Annotated in this window: 16 protein-coding genes and 1 tRNA gene; 7 read left to right on the top strand and 10 right to left on the bottom strand. The window is 62.1% G+C overall.

What is annotated here, in order from left to right; all coding sequences use genetic code 11:
• Positions 1–56 precede the first annotated feature (56 nt).
• From FHW96_RS23760 to FHW96_RS23720, 9 genes are all read right to left on the bottom strand, one after another.
• Entirely contained in the window at positions 57–242 is a 186-nt protein-coding gene (locus FHW96_RS23760) for a hypothetical protein (protein WP_172343054.1), read from the bottom strand.
• The gene (locus tag FHW96_RS23755; protein WP_172343053.1) at positions 239–1,018 is read right to left on the bottom strand and encodes an MBL fold metallo-hydrolase; all 780 of its coding nucleotides are present in this window, start codon (positions 1,016–1,018) and stop codon (positions 239–241) included. Before FHW96_RS23755 ends, FHW96_RS23760 begins: the two co-directional genes overlap by 4 nt.
• Entirely contained in the window at positions 1,015–1,788 is a 774-nt protein-coding gene (locus FHW96_RS23750; protein ID WP_172343052.1) for a TatD family hydrolase, read from the bottom strand. The genes FHW96_RS23755 and FHW96_RS23750 overlap by 4 nt, the downstream gene beginning before the upstream one ends.
• Positions 1,788–3,332: a methionine--tRNA ligase gene (metG, locus tag FHW96_RS23745; RefSeq protein ID WP_172343051.1), complete on the bottom strand. Its 1,545-nt coding sequence runs from the start codon at positions 3,330–3,332 to the stop codon at positions 1,788–1,790. The genes FHW96_RS23750 and metG overlap by 1 nt, the downstream gene beginning before the upstream one ends.
• A gap of 88 nt (positions 3,333–3,420) precedes the next feature.
• Entirely contained in the window at positions 3,421–4,371 is a 951-nt protein-coding gene (locus FHW96_RS23740; RefSeq protein ID WP_371815798.1) for an AAA family ATPase, read from the bottom strand.
• Positions 4,368–5,009 (bottom strand): dTMP kinase, encoded by a 642-nt coding sequence (tmk, locus tag FHW96_RS23735; protein WP_172343050.1) that lies wholly within the window; start codon positions 5,007–5,009, stop codon positions 4,368–4,370. Before tmk ends, FHW96_RS23740 begins: the two co-directional genes overlap by 4 nt.
• A complete protein-coding gene (locus FHW96_RS23730) occupies positions 5,009–6,259 on the bottom strand; it encodes a D-alanyl-D-alanine carboxypeptidase family protein (RefSeq protein WP_172343049.1) in 1,251 nt (416 codons plus the stop codon). Before FHW96_RS23730 ends, tmk begins: the two co-directional genes overlap by 1 nt.
• An 84-nt stretch (positions 6,260–6,343) precedes the next feature.
• Complete coding sequence (locus FHW96_RS23725; protein ID WP_172343048.1) at positions 6,344–7,585, bottom strand: septal ring lytic transglycosylase RlpA family protein; 1,242 nt, start codon at positions 7,583–7,585, stop codon at positions 6,344–6,346.
• Positions 7,569–8,627 (bottom strand): lytic transglycosylase domain-containing protein, encoded by a 1,059-nt coding sequence (locus FHW96_RS23720; protein WP_371815797.1) that lies wholly within the window; start codon positions 8,625–8,627, stop codon positions 7,569–7,571. Before FHW96_RS23720 ends, FHW96_RS23725 begins: the two co-directional genes overlap by 17 nt.
• A gap of 88 nt (positions 8,628–8,715) precedes the next feature.
• On the opposite strand from FHW96_RS23720, the gene FHW96_RS23715 reads away from it, so the two are divergent.
• Positions 8,716–8,805 (top strand) — tRNA-Ser (locus tag FHW96_RS23715).
• Between the two features lie 135 nt (positions 8,806–8,940).
• Here the strand turns inward: FHW96_RS23715 and FHW96_RS23710 are convergent.
• Positions 8,941–9,879 (bottom strand): LysR family transcriptional regulator, encoded by a 939-nt coding sequence (locus FHW96_RS23710; RefSeq protein ID WP_172343047.1) that lies wholly within the window; start codon positions 9,877–9,879, stop codon positions 8,941–8,943.
• A gap of 149 nt (positions 9,880–10,028) precedes the next feature.
• Between FHW96_RS23710 and FHW96_RS23705 the strand changes: the two genes are divergently transcribed.
• The 6 genes from FHW96_RS23705 to FHW96_RS26550 all read left to right on the top strand — a co-directional run bounded on the left by FHW96_RS23705 (position 10,029) and on the right by FHW96_RS26550 (position 17,021).
• Entirely contained in the window at positions 10,029–11,750 is a 1,722-nt protein-coding gene (locus tag FHW96_RS23705) for a thiamine pyrophosphate-binding protein (protein ID WP_172343046.1), read from the top strand.
• A 67-nt stretch (positions 11,751–11,817) separates the two neighbouring features.
• Positions 11,818–13,974, top strand: coding sequence for a TonB-dependent receptor (locus tag FHW96_RS23700; protein WP_172343045.1), 2,157 nt, complete (start codon positions 11,818–11,820; stop codon positions 13,972–13,974).
• Between the two features lie 13 nt (positions 13,975–13,987).
• Positions 13,988–15,184 (top strand): MFS transporter, encoded by a 1,197-nt coding sequence (locus tag FHW96_RS23695; RefSeq protein ID WP_172343044.1) that lies wholly within the window; start codon positions 13,988–13,990, stop codon positions 15,182–15,184.
• A 34-nt stretch (positions 15,185–15,218) separates the two neighbouring features.
• Positions 15,219–15,632 (top strand): heme-binding protein, encoded by a 414-nt coding sequence (locus FHW96_RS23690; protein ID WP_172343043.1) that lies wholly within the window; start codon positions 15,219–15,221, stop codon positions 15,630–15,632.
• 94 nt (positions 15,633–15,726) lie between these two features.
• Positions 15,727–16,239: a LysR family transcriptional regulator gene (locus FHW96_RS26845; RefSeq protein ID WP_172343042.1), complete on the top strand. Its 513-nt coding sequence runs from the start codon at positions 15,727–15,729 to the stop codon at positions 16,237–16,239.
• A gap of 647 nt (positions 16,240–16,886) precedes the next feature.
• Positions 16,887–17,021 (top strand): hypothetical protein, encoded by a 135-nt coding sequence (locus FHW96_RS26550; protein ID WP_256432896.1) that lies wholly within the window; start codon positions 16,887–16,889, stop codon positions 17,019–17,021.
• Positions 17,022–17,136: the final 115 nt, after the last annotated feature.

The following is a 17,136-nucleotide window of genomic DNA, read 5'->3' as shown; positions in this document are numbered from 1 at the left end:
AAATGTTCCGATAATGCTGATTATGTAAAGATTGATCATGGCGACTATGCGCCTGCCTACAATCCGAACTGCGCCGACAGCAAGGCAATCAGCCCGAAAGCCGCCACCCACAACATCGCCATGCCCAATTTCCGTGCCCGGCTCAACCGATAGCTGGAAAGATTGCGCCACACCAGCATCAGCATCAGAGCCACCGCGATCAGCGCGACAATCTGGTCCATGCTGATCCCGGCCGGGTTCATGCCGTAATCACCATCCCGTCAAAGCCGACATCGACATGGGCCGGAATTTCGCGGCTCAGCGTGGCGTAATCCATGCTCTTGTCCAGATGGATCAAGGCGACCTTTTTCGCCTTGGTCAGATTGGCCAGTTCAAGCGACATCGTCAGATTGGCATGGGTCGGATGGGCCTCACGCCGCAGGCAGTCGGTAATCAGCACGTCCGAGCCATAGAACAGCGAGACCATTTCATCGGTAATCTCGCTGAAGTCTGTGGCGTAACTGATTGTCTTGCCATCACAATCAAAGCGAAACCCGGTGCTCTTGGCCGGCCCGTGCGGCATCACGGTCCAGCCGATACCGATCCCGGCGCACATCCGCAACTGGTTCAGCGTTTCGAGCTGAACAATCGTGTGATAGCCAAATTGCCCTGCAAAAACATAGCCAAAACGCTGGCGCAGTCGCCGCACCGTTTCATCCACGCCATAGCCCGGGATCGGCCCCGTGCGTCCATAGCGCAGCGGGCGCAGATCATCGATGCCATGGGCATGGTCGGCATGGTCGTGTGTCCAAAAGACTGCGTCTATCTTATGGATATTATTGGCGATAAATTGCTGGCGCAAATCGGTGGACGTGTCCACCAGCAGCCTCGTTCCGGAATCGTTCTCGATGATGATCGAGGCACGCGTGCGGCGGTTGCGGGGCTCTTCGGGGTCGCAATCGCCCCAATCCAGCCCGAATTCGCCGCCGATGCGCGGCACGCCGGTCGAGGTCCCGCTGCCCAGAATGATCGCCTTCATGCCGCTTTTCCAAACAGCTTGCGGAAATTCTGTGTGGTCTGCGCGGCCAGCTCCTCAACTTCCACGCCCCGCAGGCCGGCCACAAAACGCGCGGTGTCGGCGGTATAAGCCGGTTCGCAAGTCTTGCCCCGATGCGGCACCGGCGCAAGAAAAGGTGAATCCGTTTCGACCAACAGGCGCTCCGCCGGAATTTCGGCGGCAAAAGCCTGCAATTCTTTGGCATTTTTAAAGGTCACAATACCCGAAAGCGAGATAGTCAGCCCCAATTCCACCATCCGCGCCCCAAACCCGGCCGAGGCGGTGAAGCAATGGATCAGCGCCGGAAAGGCCCCCTCTCCCATCTCCTCCTCGATGATGCGTGTGGTGTCCTCCTCGGCATCGCGGGTGTGGATGACCAGTGGCAGGCCCGTTTCACGCGCCACGCGGATGTGGGTGCGGAACAGAGCCTGCTGGACCGCGCGGTCGGAATGGTCGTAATAATAATCGAGGCCGGTTTCCCCGATCCCGATCACCTTGGGATGGCGCGTGGCCTCCAGCAAGGCTCCCTCGCCCAGATCGGCGTGCTCATCCGCCTCATGCGGATGGATGCCCACTGTGGCCCAGACATCGGGGTTGCGCTCCGCCGTGGCGATCACCGCGTCCCATTCGCTTTGCCGGGTCGAGATGTTGAGGAAACCGCCGATCCCGGCCGCGCGGGCGCGGGCCAGAACCTCGTCCTGATCCTCGACCAACCCCTTGTAATTGAGGTGACAATGCGAATCGATCAGCATCAGTCCTCCGCGGGCAGTTCGAGACGGGGGAACACGCCGACCGGCTGCGACAGGGTGAATTGCCCCGCCAGCGCGGCCAGCCAGTCGGTATCGAGCGCATCATAATCGCGCGCTTCAACGCCCATTTGATCAAGCAGGCGGTCAATCGCCGTCGGCACCACCGGACGCACCGCCAGCGCCAGATCACGCACACAGCGCAGCAGTGTCATCAACACCGCCTCCATCCGCGCCGGATCGGTCTTTCGCAGCGTCCAGGGCGCCTGTTCATCGACATAGGCGTTGCAGGCAAAAACTGCTTCCATCCAAAGTGACAAGCCTTCGGAAAAATCAAAAGCTGCAAAAGATTTGCGCAACCCGGCAATCTTGTGAGCAACAACGCCAGTCAACGCTGCATCGGCCTCGGCCACCGCACAATCGGCCTTAAGAACACCACCCATATTCTTGAAAATCATGGACAAGGTGCGCTGCGCCAGATTGCCGAAACTGTTGGCCAATTCCGCATTGCACCGCGTGACAATTGCCTCGGCGCTATACGAACCATCATTGCCAAAGCTGACTTCGCGCAGGAGGAAATAGCGCAAGGAATCAACGCCAAACCGCTCCGCCAGCTCCAGCGGATCGACCACATTGCCCAAAGATTTCGACATCTTCTCGCCGCGATGCAGCAGGAAACCATGGCCATAGACCTGACGCGGCAGCGCCAGATCCGCGCTCATCAAAAAGGCGGGCCAATAGACGGTGTGGAAGCGGACAATATCCTTGCCGATCAGATGGATATCGGCGGGCCACCACTTGTCCATCTCCGACGTCTTTTCTGGATAGCCCAGCCCGGTCAGATAGTTGGTCAGCGCATCGACCCACACATACATCACATGGCCCGGAGAACCGGGCACCGGCACGCCCCAGTCAAACGAGGTCCGGCTGATCGAGAGATCGCGCAGGCCGCCTTCGACAAAGCGGATCACTTCATTGCGGCGGCTCTCGGGCTGAATGAATTCAGGATGTTCGGCATAGAGCGCCAGCAGCTTGTCGCCATAGGCCGAGAGGCGGAAGAACCAGCTTTCCTCCACCGTCCATTCCACCGGCGTGCCCTGCGGCGAGAGCTTTACCCCATCCTCGCCCGCGACCAGCTCACTTTCATCATAGAAAGCCTCGTCACGCACCGAATACCAGCCTTCGTAACGGTCGAGGTACAGGTCGCCCTTGGCCTCCATCGCCTGCCAGATCGCCTGACTGGCGCGATAATGCGCCTCGTCGGTGGTGCGCTGAAACTTGTCATAGCTGATGTTCAGCGTGTCGCACATCGCCTGAAAATGGGCGGACATTTCATCGCAGAGCGCGCGGGGCGTGATCCCCAACTCGCGCGCCTTCTGCGCCATTTTCAGCCCATGTTCGTCCGTGCCGGTCTGAAACCGCACATCGCGGCCCGAGGCTCGCTGAAACCGGGCGATGACATCGGCGGCAATCGCCTCATAGGCATGGCCGATATGCGGCTTGCCATTGGGATAGGCGATGGCGGTGGTGATATAGAATGGATCGGCCATGAGCCTGCGGCACCTGCAATAAAAGAGATTTGCGCCTCTCTAGGCAAGCATCCGCCCGCTGCAAACCGCTTTTTTATCCATGTCCGAATTACCGCCCGGACGCCGATGCCAACAGCGCCCCCATCTCCATGGCCAGCATGGGCGGTTCATAGTTGAAGATCGGCGCCTCGGCCCCCAAACGGACCAGGGCAGCATGGGCCTCGATCATCCGCGCCTGCCGCTCGGGGCTTGCCGCGCGCAGGTTATCGGCCAGCACCGCGCGCGCCAGTTCAAACGCCGCCTGAACCCGCGCCCTGCTCGGGCGCGCGCCCATCACCGTGGCCAAAGCGCCGCGTAGCGCCAGATCGGGATCGCCCTCGGCCGCCAGCCTCTGCATCAGAGCATGGACCGGGGCCAGATCCTCCTCGACAAATTCCAGCGCCACGCCGGGCGAACCCTGGGCCGCGGCAATCGCCGCCGCCCGCGTCGCCGCATCGGTATGGGGCGCGGCGCGGCTGAGCACCAGATCGACCTGTCCATCCTCCAGCGGCGCAAAGCGCAGGATGCGGCAACGCGACCGGATCGTGGGCAGCAAACGCCCGATACGATGCGCTACCAGCAGGAAATAAGTCCCCGCCGGCGGTTCCTCCAGTGATTTCAGCAGCGCATTGACCGCGTTCTTTTCCAGATCGTCCGCCGTGTCCAGAATGACCACCCGCCGATTGCCCAGCGTGGGCCTTGTGTTCAAACGGTGCTGCATTCGGCGGATCTCGTCGATCGGGATCGAACGCTTGCGATTATAATCCTCGCCCGCCTCGCGTTTTTTCTCGTCTTCCTTGGTGGCGGGAGGATATTCGGGGATCAAAATGTCGGGATGCGCCTCGACCGGAGGCTGGGCCACACCCGGTTCGGCCACCAGTTCAGCGGCCGCGATCCGGGCAAAGCTGCCCTTGCCCACGCCCTGCGGCCCGGCCAGAATCCAGGCGTGATGCATGCGCGCGCTGCCCAGCGCCGCGTGCCATTCGCGCCACGGCGCGTCATGGCCCAGCAGGCGCGTCACAACAGCGGGCCAAGCGCCGACATCACGGCATCATGCACGACATAGACATCCTCTGCCCCGTCGAGATGGACGAAGCGTTCCGGCTCAGCCTCGGCAAAGCGTTCGAAGGCCGCGCTCACGCGGGCGTGATATTCCGCCGCACGCCCGCCGATCCGGTCCGATCCATCGGCATCACGCGCCGCCAGCCTTGCTGAGGACACCTCCACCGGCACCTCGAACAGCAAGGTCAGGTCCGGCAACAGTCCCTCGCTGCCGATCCGGTGGAGCGTCAGCACGTCCTCATCCGACAGACCGCTGCCGCCGCCCTGATAGGCGCGGCTGGAATCGATGAAGCGGTCACAGATCACCCATGCCCCGCGCGCCAGAGCCGGACGGATCAGTCGCTCGACATGATCGGCCCGCGCCGCAGCAAACAGCAGCGCTTCGGCTCGCGCCCCCCATCCCTCACCTTCCGTGCCCAGCAAAAGCGAACGGATCGCCTCGGCCCCCGCCGTGCCGCCCGGTTCGCGCGTCAGCACGACCTCATAGCCGCCCGCGCGCAAGGCCTCGGCCAGCAATTTGCTCTGGGTCGATTTGCCGACGCCCTCGCCTCCTTCGAGCGCGATGAAGCGCCCCGGTGCCCTGACCTGTGCACCCATCAGGAAATCAACCTTGCAAAACCAAACTTTACCCGATCCATGACCCCGCCTTTTTCGACCTCCTGCGCCGCCGTCAATGGCAAACGCACAGGAGCGGCTCCCCCAAGCCGTACTTCCAATTCGGCCACCGGCGTTCCCTTGGCAATGGGCGCAACCAGTGGTCCGTTATAAATCACCCGCAAATTTGCAGGGGCAGATGCCCCCGCAGGCATCGTGGCAAACATATCGCGCGGCGCAATCAGATCGACCGAGCCGACCTTGCCCCCCTGCACCTGTGCGGATGCCAGCTTTGTCCCGGCGGCCACCAACGGCTTATCCTCCCATGCGGAAAAGCCCCATTCCAGCAAGGCCTTGGCCGCCGCCGTCCGCTCGCGCGGGGTGGGCACACCGGCCAGCACCATCAGCAAGCGCCGCCCGTTACGCTGGGCCGAACCGAGGAAATTGTAATGCGCCTCGCCGGTAAAGCCGGTCTTGATCCCGTCCGCGCCGGGCACCACGCCCAACGTGGGGTCATGGTTGGGCTGGGTAATGCCGTTCCATGTCATACCGGGCTGGCCGACGAAACGGCGGTAATAATCGGGATAGCGCGTCAGCATTGCGCTGGACAGTTTGATCAGATCATTGGCCGAGACATAGGTGTTGCCCTTGTCCATCCAGCCATTAGGTGTGCCGAAATGGCTGTGCGTCATGCCAAGGCGGCGCGCGGCATCGTTCATCTTTTCGACCCAGCCCGCCACGCTGCCCCCGGCCCCTTCGGCCAGAACCACCGCGCCATCATTGGCCGAAACATTCATGATGCCCATCAACAGATCATGCACAGTGGGCTTGCTGCCCTCGGACAGGAACATGCGGCTGCCCTTGGAATGCCATTCGCGCCATGCTTCGCGGCTGACAGTAAAGGTCTGATCCTCGCGCAATTCGCCCTTGGCCAGCATTTCAAAGGCGACAAAGGCGGTCATGGTCTTAGTGACCGAAGCGGGCAGGAAGGGCGTATCGGCATTATGCGCATAAAGCGTGCGCCCGGAGCCCAGATCATAGAGCAAAGCCACCGGAGCCGCGCCGATCTCGGCCGGGGGCAGCGGATCGTCGGCCCGCGCGGCCAACGCCACATTGGTCGTATTCGATGTGGGCGCAGGCAAAGGCGGGGCCAGCGGCACAACCACCTGACCCGAATTCACCCCGCCATGCGCGGCCAGCGCCGCCAGCCCTGCGACAGAGACCGTAACGCCAGCAATCAGCAGCTTTTTCATTCGAGAAATTTTCAAACTCGTTCCCGCAATCTGTCCGGCCCTCTCCGCTTTGAGATGAGAACCGCCAGTCGCGGGGAACGACCTTTAATCCCCGCGCTGGATTCGCGCTTCGGTATAGCCAGCAGCCCTTGCTTTAGCCAGCGCGGCTTCGGCAGCCGGGCGCGAAGGATAAGCGGTTGAGCGTACACGCCATAGTGTGCCGCCGCCCACGATCTGCGCCCCTGCGGCATGAGCCAGCGACTGGGCGCGGGCCTTTTCCGAAAAGGCGCCATATTGCACTACGAAGCCGCCCGAAACCGATGCGGGCGCGGCGCTGACTCGCGCCTCCAGAGCGATGGGGGCCTTGGCGACAGGCTTGACCACGGCAAGCGCTTTCGGCTCCGCCACCGGTTTGACCACAGGTTTGGCCGGAACAAAGCTCTGCGCCGGTTGGCCCGGCGGGGCATAGGCCAGTTCGGCGGGCGTCTTCACCGGCGCAAGGGCGGTGAAACGCGGCGTGGTATAGGACGCACCGGTAACAGGCGGCGCAACAGGCTGGCGCGGCGTGGGGGCCACGGGCATAGGCGCGATGGCGGCCTTGACCGGCTTGGCCGCCGGCGTCGCTGCGGCCAGTTTGGGTGCGGGCTTGGCGGCGGGCGCATCATCGTCCTCGTCATGCGCCGCGCCTATCAGCACACTGGTCGCCAGCGAGGCACCCGCGTGATTGGCGTTGGGATCGGTGGCCAGACGGCGTTGCAGCACCGCCAGCAAGGGCTTGGGCGTGGTCATCCGTTCGGGCGCATTCATCCCGGCGCGCAGTAGGGCGCGCTCATTTTCCAGCGGATTGACCCGGCGCACCCGCACCGGCGCCTGCCCGTCGCTGCTCGCGCCCAGTTGCGCCAGCGCGGCGGGCGATAATTCGATCGTATGGTTGCTGTCCATCGGACCGCGCCGTTCGACCCGCACCAAAATCGTGCGGCCATTGGTCAGCGAAGTCACCTCGACATAGGAGGGCAGCGGCAGCGTGTGATGCGCCGCCGAAACGCCGGAGGCAGGTCCGCCCGCCGAGGCATATCCCACAGCGTCATAATTCATCGCATTGGCAGGCGAAAACACCGTATCGCCCACCTTATAAGGTTCGCCCAGCACCACCGGGTAATCCGCCGCCGGACCCGATACCGCGCGCGGCATATCGGGCGTGGCGGGCGCGGGGGGCAATTTGCCGCCGCCCGAAACGAAGGGGATCTTGAGCCCGGCATTTGCGGGCATTCCCGCCCCCAGCGCAGCCCCTGAAACGGCTACCGCCAGCATCAGGCGCGCTACTCGACGTTCAACGGGCAATCTCATTGGCCAGCAATCCCACACTCAAGGCGTAATAGTTCGAGCAGTTATAATCGAGGATAACCCGATAATTACCGGTTAAGAGAAAGGCAGGTTTTCCTGCGCCATCCGGCTCGATCAGGGTAGTCAGCTCAGAATCCCTGATATTTCCCTCAGCATTGACCCCTAGTGCGCGCCATTCGGCCACGGTTTTCCATTGGCTCATGCGGGCATGGACGCGCGGACAAACTGGCGAATCGAGTCGCGAGGCGACACCGGCCCGGTTAAAACCATCCGGCACAGACGCCGGCACACCCCATGGCACCCCCGGCTTCCACCCGGCATCGCGGAAATAGGCACCGATCGAGGAAAGCGTATCGACCCGGCTGGTCCAGATATCGGCAAAACCATCGCCATCGCCATCCTGCGCGATCCGCAGATAGACCGAGGGCAGGAATTGCGGGTTGCCAAAGGCCCCTGCCCAACTGCCACGCAGCCGGTCACGCGGGACGCCGCGATCCACCATTTTTAGCAGCGCGATAAATTCAGCCGCAAACAATTCGCGCCGCCGCCCTTCATAGGCCAGCGTGGCCAGCGACCCGGCCAGGTCGAACCCGCCCTTGGCCGCGCCATAATCCGTTTCCGCGCCCCAAATGGCCAGCAGGATCGGCAAGGGCACGCCGTAGCGCGCCTCGATCCGCCCGGCATCGCCCGCCACATTGCCGTAAACCGCGCGCCCGCGTGCAATGCGCGAGGCATCGACATGCTTGATCCGATAGGGTGCATAGGCGGGCGGTGTGGTGGTTGTGCTGGCGCCGGGCTGGCTGCGGTCGAGCTGGATTACGCGGGGGTTATATGTCAGTCCGGTGGTCATCGCCTGAATGGTCGCCTCGCTGACCCCTTCCCCCCGCGCCCGCGCGGCCAGCAGTTGCATATAGGCGTCAAATCCGGCCGGGCTGGCATCCTCCTGCGCCCAAAGGCGCGATGGCGGCATCATCGTTGCGGCCAGCCCCAAAGCCAGAGAAAACAAGGCGGTCATACAGCGGTTGCGCGTCAGGCGGATCGTCATGCCCACGCTTATGGCACAGCCGTCCGCGCAAAAAAACCCGCCAGCCCTTGCGCTTGGCCGGGAATCGGGGCTATGCGCCGCAACATAAGGACAGGTGGCCGAGTGGTTTAAGGCAGCGGTCTTGAAAACCGCCGTGGGTGGAAGCTCACCGTGGGTTCGAATCCCACCCTGTCCGCCATCTCCTGCTTGATCGTGATGTGTACTTCCCGGGCCTCGAGCAGCTCCGGTCTCGGCTTGAGCTGTTGGTCCAGTTCTCTGTCATGGGGGCTTGCATTAGCCGCCATCGCCTCCCTGATCGATCAGAGCACCGGGTTTATACGCCGCGGTCGTCACTCTGCCGAAACGGCGGCGCTGCCCTGGACTGTCTTTCAAACACTTGCGCGGCGACTTCGGCAAAGGCCCGCACCGAAGGCGAATCCTCACTGGTTCGACGGCGGCGCAACCCGATCTTGCGATGCCCCGCCTCCGCCACAGGGACGGTGCGAACCGGTGCCAGCCAACCGCGGGCCGTGATACGATTGACCAGCGCGACAGCCCCGATCCGTGCAACAAGCTGATGAGTAAGAGCCACTGAATTGGTGGAAAATGTGCGCTTTGGCCAATCCACGCCCGCATTCAGAAACATCGCCTGAGTATGCGCATAGGCCGACCCGCCCGGACGAGGTACGATCCATAATTCCTCAAGCGTATCGGCCAGTGCCAGCCTCGGTCGGCCGCTCAACGCCGAATCCTCATGAACCGCCAGCAAAAAAGGGTCCGAGACAAGCAGGTCTTCGGCAATATCGGGCGAGGCATTAGGCTGACCCACAGAAGCCACCACGACATCGAGTTCACCGGCCAGCAGCGCCGCATTCAAAGGCCCGTCCAGCCCCTCGATCACCGATATCGCCAGATGAGGCAGATCGGTCAGCAGTGTCTCCATGACTTCCGGAATGAATTGCTCGACAAGGCTTGGCGTCACTCCAATGGTCAATGGCCCCATGCGTCCCCTGCGCATCAGACTGGCCTCCTGCGCTGCGGCATCAAGCACGGAGCGGATCTCGCGGGCGCGCCGCACCAGCGCCAGGCCAAGATCATTGACCACCGCCCCGCGCGCCGTGCGGATCAGCACAGGCGCGCCCAATCTTTGCTCCAGCACCGCGATGCTGTTCGACAGCGCAGGCTGGGACAGGTTGAGGACCTGACCGGCCAGACTGAGCGAGCCTTGTTCGTGAATGGCCAGCAGATGGGTCAGATGTCGCGGATCGATCATGAATTACCTCTGTGGATGGGACATCTAAGGTATCACTCAGATCTATGCCGTATTCAAGTTATACGATTTGACCTGATGGCCCTTTAGCCGCCAAACCTCAGCACATAGCCGGGCCATCCCATCCGGGCACCATTCAATGAAAGCATTCCATGCAGGACCATGACGCCTCTACCCATGTTTCAATGTCGGGTGCCGACGCGGTGGTTCATGTTTTGCATCGTGCGGGCATTCGCGCGGTCTTTGGCCTCGCCAGCGGCAAATTGTCGCCTTTGTTCAAGGCGCTGTCGGTCCGTGACGACATGCGCTTCATCGGCGTCCGCCACGAGGCCAGCGCCGCCTTCATGGCCAGCGGCATTGCTGCTGCCACCGGGCGGATGGCCCTGTGTCTGGGGGAAACAGGGCCGGGTGGCCTCAATCTGCTGAGCGCGCTGGGCGGCGCATGGGCCAACCATCTGCCGGTGCTGGCGATCACCTCCAGCAATCCTTCGGCGATCATGCACCCCCATCGGGGCGCTTTCAGTTCGACCGACAATGAAGCGCTCTTTCGCCACCTTACCAAGTGGAACGCCCGCGTTACGGTGGGCGAACGCCTGCCCGAATTGGTCCACCGTGCCTTGCGGGAGGCGCTGAGCGGCGGCCCCGGCCCGGTGCATCTCGATATTCCGGCCGAAATTCTGAGTGGCGCCTTTCGTTTCAGCCAAGCCGAACTGGATGCGCCGGTGACCAGCTTTATAGGTCGCCCTCCCGCCCCCCATGCGCAGGATATTGCCGAGGTGGTGGATTTGCTGCGTCAGGCACGGCGCCCTCTGATCATCGCGGGGGGCGGTGTTGCGCGGTCCGGCGGCGATGCCTGCGCCGGTATGGTTCGCTTGCTGGACCGGGTCGGTTGCCCCGGCATCACCACGCAGATGGGGCTTGGTGTCATCCCACAGGATCATCCGCAAAGCCTTGGCCAAGGCGGCTTTGTCGGCGGCAGCGCGGTGGTCGAGGCCATGCAGCAGGCCGATCTGGTGCTGGCCTTTGGTTGCCGTTTTTCCTCCTTCCTCTGGGTGGACGGGCCGCCCCGATGGGATGATCGCCCGGATCGCAAGCTGGTGCAGATCGACATCGACCCGGCCGCGCTGGGCCACGCCCTGCCTCTCACCCTTGGCGTGACAAGCGATGCCGGGCTGGCGATCGAGGCCCTTGTCCAAGCCCTGTCCGGCGTCGAACTGCATCCGGCACATGACTGGTTGCCCGGCCTGACGGCCAAGCGCGATGCCTATCGCGCATCCATCGACCTGAAGAACATAGACGGCCTGATTCATCCCGGCGCTCTGGCGCAAGGCGTGGCCCGTTTCATCGGACCAAATGATCTGGTGACGCTGGATGGCGGCCACACCAGTTTCTGGAGCAATGAATTTACCCCGGCGCTGCTTCCCTGCACCCGTTTTCACGAACCCGGCATGTCGCATCTGGGCTTTGGCCTGCCAGCCGCTCTGGCTATGGCCGGCCATTATCCTGATCGGCGGGTCTTTTGCCTGACCGGCGACGGCGCTTTTGGTTTCAGCCTGCAGGAACTCGACACCGCCCGGCGCTATGGCCTCAAGGTCATCACGATCATTCACAACAACGCCAGTTGGGGCGTCATTCGTGCCGCACAAAACAAACACGGCTTTGAGATCGGCACCGATCTGGACGGCACAGATTACGCGGCCATCGCCCGCGCCTTTGGATGCCATGGCGAGCGCCTCGAACGGTTGGAGGATCTTGATGCGGTGATGGCCCGCGCCCTTGCCGCCGACACCTCTGTGGTCATCGATGCGCGGGTCGGCTGGAGCCCGCATCCCATGTTTCCAACCTTTGGTGCAAGCACCGCCCACCGGTTGTAACCGATTATTTTCAACGTTTTACTCCGCAAGGCCAGCATAGAACAGGCCGCGGAAGAGGGAGATGTTTATGCAAACGACGATTATCCGGGCCTTTGCCATGGGCTGCGCATCCTTGCTGGCCATCAGTCTTGCCACCACGGCGCAGGCGCAATCCGGCGCCCCTCAATCCGGTGTCGCCGACATCATCGTCACCGCCCAGCGCCGTAACGAGAATATGCAGAAAGTACCTATCGCGGTCACCGCCGCCAGCGCTGAAAGGCTTAGCCAGATCGGTGTCGCCTCCACTTCGGACCTGACGACGCTGGCGCCTGCGGTGCATGTCTCGACGGGTCTGGGCGGGGCATCCATTGCCATTCGCGGCGTCGGCGGCACAGGATCGGGTGCGGATGAATCCGCCAATGCCGTCTATATCGACGGGGTCTATCAACCCTCTCCCACCGCCTCGCTGTTTGCCTTCAACAATATCGCCCGTATCGAGATCCTGAAAGGACCGCAAGGCACGCTGTTCGGCCGCAATGCCAGCGGCGGCCTGATCCAGATCATCACCCCCGCGCCGTCACAGGAAACCAATCTGAAGGCTCAGATCGGCTATGGCAATTACGACACCGTCACCGCCGGTCTTTACGCCACCACCGGGATCACGCCCAATCTGGCCATCGATGTTTCGGGCAATTACAACCATCAGGGCACCGGCTGGGGCAAGAACCTGACCACCGGGGCTGACGCCTATAAGGGCGAGTATGGCGGGCTGCGCAGCAAATTGCTCTGGACCATCGACAGCGGCACCAGCCTGACGCTGGCCGCCATGTATTCCCATGCCTATGCGCCCAATCTGCAAGGCGGCGCGCTGCTGCCGGGTGAGCTGACCGTGGTGGGTACGCCGGGCTACAACGGCTTTTACAACACGACCACCAACAGCAACCTGCGCACCGGCACCGACCAGCAGAATTATGCCGCCACGTTCAAACATGATCTGGGCTTTGCCACGCTGACCAGCATTACCAGCCATGACTTTGTCCATTTCCGGCTGAATACCGAAAAGGATCTTTCCCCGGTTCCGCTGCTCAACCTCAACATCAACAGCCTCAGCTATTCCTGGACGCAGGAACTGCAGCTCGCCTCCAGCGGCGATGGTCCGCTGAAATGGACTTTGGGCGCTTTCTATTACAGAAATGAACTCAAGACCGTGCCGGTGCGTGTGACCGGTCTGGCCGTGGCGCCGCTGGCCTATGCCGATACGTTTTCCTATGCCAATACGCAGAGCTTCGCCGCCTACGGACAGGCCACCTATGAAATCGCAAACGGGACCCGGCTGACCGGCGGCCTGCGCTATACCATCGACAAACGGCACATTGATTTCATCACCGCGATCAGCGATCCCGCAGTCCCGGCCACGACCTATCCCCGCCAGACGCTGGAGGACAAAAAGCCAAGCTGGCGCGTGGCGCTGGATCATCAGATGACGCGCGACGTGCTGCTCTATGCCTCCTACAGCCGGGGCTTCAAGAGCGGGCTGTTCAACGCCACCAACCCCAATCTGCCCTCGGTGCGGCCCCAAACGGTCGATGCCTATGAAATCGGGCTGAAATCGGATCTGCTGAACCACAAGCTGCGCGCCAACATCGCCCTGTTCGACAATGAGGTGCAGGACATCCAGATCCGGGGCATCCCCAACGGTCTGACCACGCCGATCTTCTACAATGGCGCCAATGCCTCGTTCAAAGGCGTCGATGTGGAACTTGAGGCCGCGCCCATGCAGGGCCTGACGGCACAGGCAAACATGTCATGGCTGCACGGCCGCTATGGCTCGGGCTTTACCAATGCGCTCTTCTTTACATTGCCCGCTGCGCCCGCCGGGGGGCTGGTCGCGTCGGTCGGCAATGCCAGCGGCAAGGTTCCCGTGCTGGCCTCCGAACTGGTGTTCAGCCTGTCGGCCCAATATGCCTTTGCCACGCCCATCGGGCGCGCCACGCTGGCCGGATCGTACAGCTATAATGACGGCTTCTATTTCGATCCGCAAAACCGGGTGCGCCAACCCGCCTATGGCCTGCTTAACGGATCGCTCAGCCTCGATGTCCTGCCCCGGGTCGCCGTAAAGGTCTGGGCTGAGAACATCGGCAACAAGCATTATTATTCCGACGTTCAGCCCGACACGTTTGGCGATGCCTATTTCCCGGCGGCTCCGCGCACATTCGGCGTCACCTTGTCCTATGCGATGCGTTGAGGAACCCCGCCCCATGACCTCCCGTCCTTCTGAGACCACCATCGCACTGATCCTTGCGGGCTGCTTTGGCACGGTGATGCTCGACCGCATGGAGCAATTGTTCCTCGGCCCCGATCTGGAGCGCAGCCTGCATCTCTCGCCCAGCCAGATCGGCCTGCTGGCGGGCGCGGTATCGGTGTGCTGGGCGCTTTCCACCTTCGTGTTCGGCATGGTGTCGGACCGGGTGGGGCGCAAGCGGGTGCTGGTGCCCGCGATGGTGGTCTTCTCGCTTCTGTCATGGGTATCGGGCCTGGCACGCAATTTTGAGGAAATGCTGCTGATCCGCGCCTTGCTGGGGCTGGCCGAGGGGCCGTGCTGGTCGGTCATCATGGCCACCATGGAGGATCTTTCCACGCCCGAGCGGCGCGGGCGCAATGTGGGCATCGTGGTCTGCGCCGGATCGCTGGTCGGGTCGGCCGTCGGCCCGGTATTTGCCACCCAGATCGCAGCACATTTCGGTTGGCCCGCAGCCTTTTTTGCCGCAGGCGTTCCCGGCCTGATCCTGGCAGCGGTGGTGGCACGCCATGTGCCCGAACCCGCGCGTCAACCGCATGCCCCGCGCGCCGGCCTTGACGCAGCGCGGGCTGTGCTGGCCTCGCGCGATATGTGGTTGTGCTTTGTCGCCGCGCTGATGCTGACGGTATGGATCTTTGCCTTCAACGCTTTTGCGCCCCTGTTCATGAGCCAGACGAAAGGCTTTTCCGGCACGCAGATCGGCTGGATACTGGGCGCATCGGGTCTTGGCGGCTTCCTCTACTGTGTGACATGGCCCGCCCTGTCGGACCGGATCGGGCGCCGCCCCGCATTGCTGACGGCAGCGGCCATAGCAACGCTTCTTCCGCTGCTCTTTCTGGTGCCCGGTATCGATGCAGGGCTGCTGATCCCGGCCGGTATGTTGACATCGGCGGGCCCAGCCATTGCCGCGCTGGCCATGGTGCTGGTGCCGATGGAACTGGCGCCGGTTGGACTGACCGCCACTGCCGTCGGCTTTGTATCAATCGGCGGCGACGCATTGGGCGCGACGCTGGGGCCGATTGTCGGCGGTTATCTGGTCGAGCGTTTCGATCTGACCGCGCCGCTCTGGCTGGCGGCAGGGGCGGGGCTGGCCATCATTCTAGCCAGCTTCTTCCTGCGCGAAACCAGACCGCAGCGCAACGCCCGGCCGGTTTGAAAAAGTTTCACCCCATAGTTTTGGAGAAATTTGTATGAGCGCCCTCACCCTTACTGCCGCGCAGGCTATTATAGCTGGCGCATTGGCCGATGCCCGCGCCCAAGAACTGAAACCGCTGGCGGTGATCGTGCTGGATACCGGCGGCCATCCAATTGCCTTTGCTCGCGAGGATGGCGCCAGTTTTGCCCGACTGGCCATTGCAAGAGCCAAAGCATCGGGGGCTTTGGGCATGGATGCGGATACTTCGGTGCTGACCGAGCGGGCCAGAAGCAATCCGATCTTCTTTCAAAGCGTCAGCGTCGCGCTGAATGGACAGATCGCCTTTTCGCCGGGCGGCGTGCTGATCAAGGTCGATGGCAAGATCCTTGGTGCCGTAGGGATCAGCGGAGATACGGGCGAGAATGATGATGTGGCGGCGCGGGCAGGCATCGCTGCCGCCGAATTATGAAGGATGAGCCGAGGATGAAAGCTCGCCGGATCATGTATCGGGCCAGTAAGCCAAAGAGTCCGACGCATGCAGGCGACAGGCGCATGATCTGTCGATGAGAATTTTCGATTCCATCGACCTTCGCCATTTACGCGCCCTCGACATGATGATGGCCGAACTGAGCATCACGCGCGCCGCCGACCGGCTTGCCCTGACCCAGCCCGCCATCAGCAATTCGCTGGCGCGGTTGCGCGAACATTTCGGCGATGAACTTCTCGTTCGACAGGGCGGCCGATTGTTGTTGACGCCCTTTGCCCGCCGCCTTCAGCCTTCCTTGCGGGCCCTGTTGGTCGATGCGCTGGCGATTGTCTCGGCGCGGCCACGCTTTGAACCTTTCGAGGCAGAGCAGACCTTCACTCTGATAGCCCCCGATCATCTGGCTGAAATCTTCTTGCCCGATGTAATCAGGGAGGTCCTGCGCTGCTCCCCCCGGTCGCGTGTCACATGCATGGCGCCCAGTCCGGGGGCTTGGCAGATGTTTCTTGATGGCGAAATGGATCTGGTCATTCAGCCGTTTTTCCAGCTTTTGCCTGACCATCCCCATGACAGGCTTTTTGCAGAACCCTGAGTCTATATTGCTCGTCGCGATCACCCCATAGCTGTTCCCGGTGTCAGCGAAGATGTTTTTGCCACCATGCCGCAAGTACGCGCGATGCTGCCCCACGGTATCGGCTTGGGCGCCCCGGCGCCCAACACGCAGGCACGCATGAGCGCGGCCCTGATCCCTTCGGTTGTCGCAGCCTCCGATCTTGTCGCGCGGGTGCCAAGCAGCCTGCCGAATTCTACCATCAGCGACGGCCCCACCAGCTTGCACGCTTTCCTTGCGGCGATCCGGTGACGATGATCCACATGCAATGGCCCACATGTAAAAACAACGACCCGGCGTCGAGGTGGTTTCGCGAGAAGTTTTCAGAAATTCTTGAACCTTACCGCAAAAATTTCATGACTTATCATGATGAAAATGCCTGATCGGCTACATCATCGCCCTTTATGAATTTCATCATAAACGATGATTTTTATACAACGACACCTAAGGTTACTGCCCTCTCATCTGCCCATACAGAAGCAGAATCAGAGGGGTTTGAATGAATAATCCACGACATTACTGGCGCCACATGACCGCCATCCTCGCCGCAGGCACATGCCGTCGCAGCCGCCCAGACTGCGGTCCAGAGCGACGCCTCCGGGGTTCAGGACATCAACCACGGGCGCGATTTGGTCGTGCTGTTTGAAGGCGTCGGCAACCGGATGGCGATGCTGGCGCGGCCTGATTTTTATATGTTGATCGCAGGGCATTACGAGATCGATCCTCGTCCTGTTGCCTATGATCCGCTGAACCCTGAAAGTTGACGTCCCCAATCCACCAAAGTCCGTCTGTGGACGCCCCAAAAGAAGCAAGCGTTAAATGAGATCTGGCACGTAGTCAGGTGCTCTCGTCTGTCCGGCCTCTGGATGCAGCATTATG

The organism is Novosphingobium sp. SG751A, assembly GCF_013149295.1.
Lineage (GTDB): Bacteria > Pseudomonadota > Alphaproteobacteria > Sphingomonadales > Sphingomonadaceae > Novosphingobium.
The sequence above is the reverse complement of the archived record's forward strand: the minus strand, read 5'-3'. Positions and strand labels throughout refer to the sequence as shown.

Bases quoted from the DNA above. Each gene is read 5' to 3' on its own strand.
- FHW96_RS23760 (WP_172343054.1), bottom strand. From the start codon at position 242: ATGAACCCGGCCGGGATCAGCATGGACCAGATTGTCGCGCTGATCGCG.
- FHW96_RS23755 (WP_172343053.1), bottom strand. From the start codon at position 1,018: ATGAAGGCGATCATTCTGGGCAGCGGGACCTCGACCGGCGTGCCGCGC.
- FHW96_RS23750 (WP_172343052.1), bottom strand. From the start codon at position 1,788: ATGCTGATCGATTCGCATTGTCACCTCAATTACAAGGGGTTGGTCGAG.
- metG (WP_172343051.1), bottom strand. From the start codon at position 3,332: ATGGCCGATCCATTCTATATCACCACCGCCATCGCCTATCCCAATGGC.
- tmk (WP_172343050.1), bottom strand. From the start codon at position 5,009: ATGGGTGCACAGGTCAGGGCACCGGGGCGCTTCATCGCGCTCGAAGGA.
- FHW96_RS23730 (WP_172343049.1), bottom strand. From the start codon at position 6,259: ATGAAAAAGCTGCTGATTGCTGGCGTTACGGTCTCTGTCGCAGGGCTG.
- FHW96_RS23725 (WP_172343048.1), bottom strand. From the start codon at position 7,585: ATGAGATTGCCCGTTGAACGTCGAGTAGCGCGCCTGATGCTGGCGGTA.
- FHW96_RS23720 (WP_371815797.1), bottom strand. From the start codon at position 8,627: ATGACGATCCGCCTGACGCGCAACCGCTGTATGACCGCCTTGTTTTCT.
- FHW96_RS23710 (WP_172343047.1), bottom strand. From the start codon at position 9,879: ATGATCGATCCGCGACATCTGACCCATCTGCTGGCCATTCACGAACAA.
- FHW96_RS23705 (WP_172343046.1), top strand. From the start codon at position 10,029: ATGCAGGACCATGACGCCTCTACCCATGTTTCAATGTCGGGTGCCGAC.
- FHW96_RS23700 (WP_172343045.1), top strand. From the start codon at position 11,818: ATGCAAACGACGATTATCCGGGCCTTTGCCATGGGCTGCGCATCCTTG.
- FHW96_RS23695 (WP_172343044.1), top strand. From the start codon at position 13,988: ATGACCTCCCGTCCTTCTGAGACCACCATCGCACTGATCCTTGCGGGC.
- FHW96_RS23690 (WP_172343043.1), top strand. From the start codon at position 15,219: ATGAGCGCCCTCACCCTTACTGCCGCGCAGGCTATTATAGCTGGCGCA.
- FHW96_RS26845 (WP_172343042.1), top strand. From the start codon at position 15,727: ATGAGAATTTTCGATTCCATCGACCTTCGCCATTTACGCGCCCTCGAC.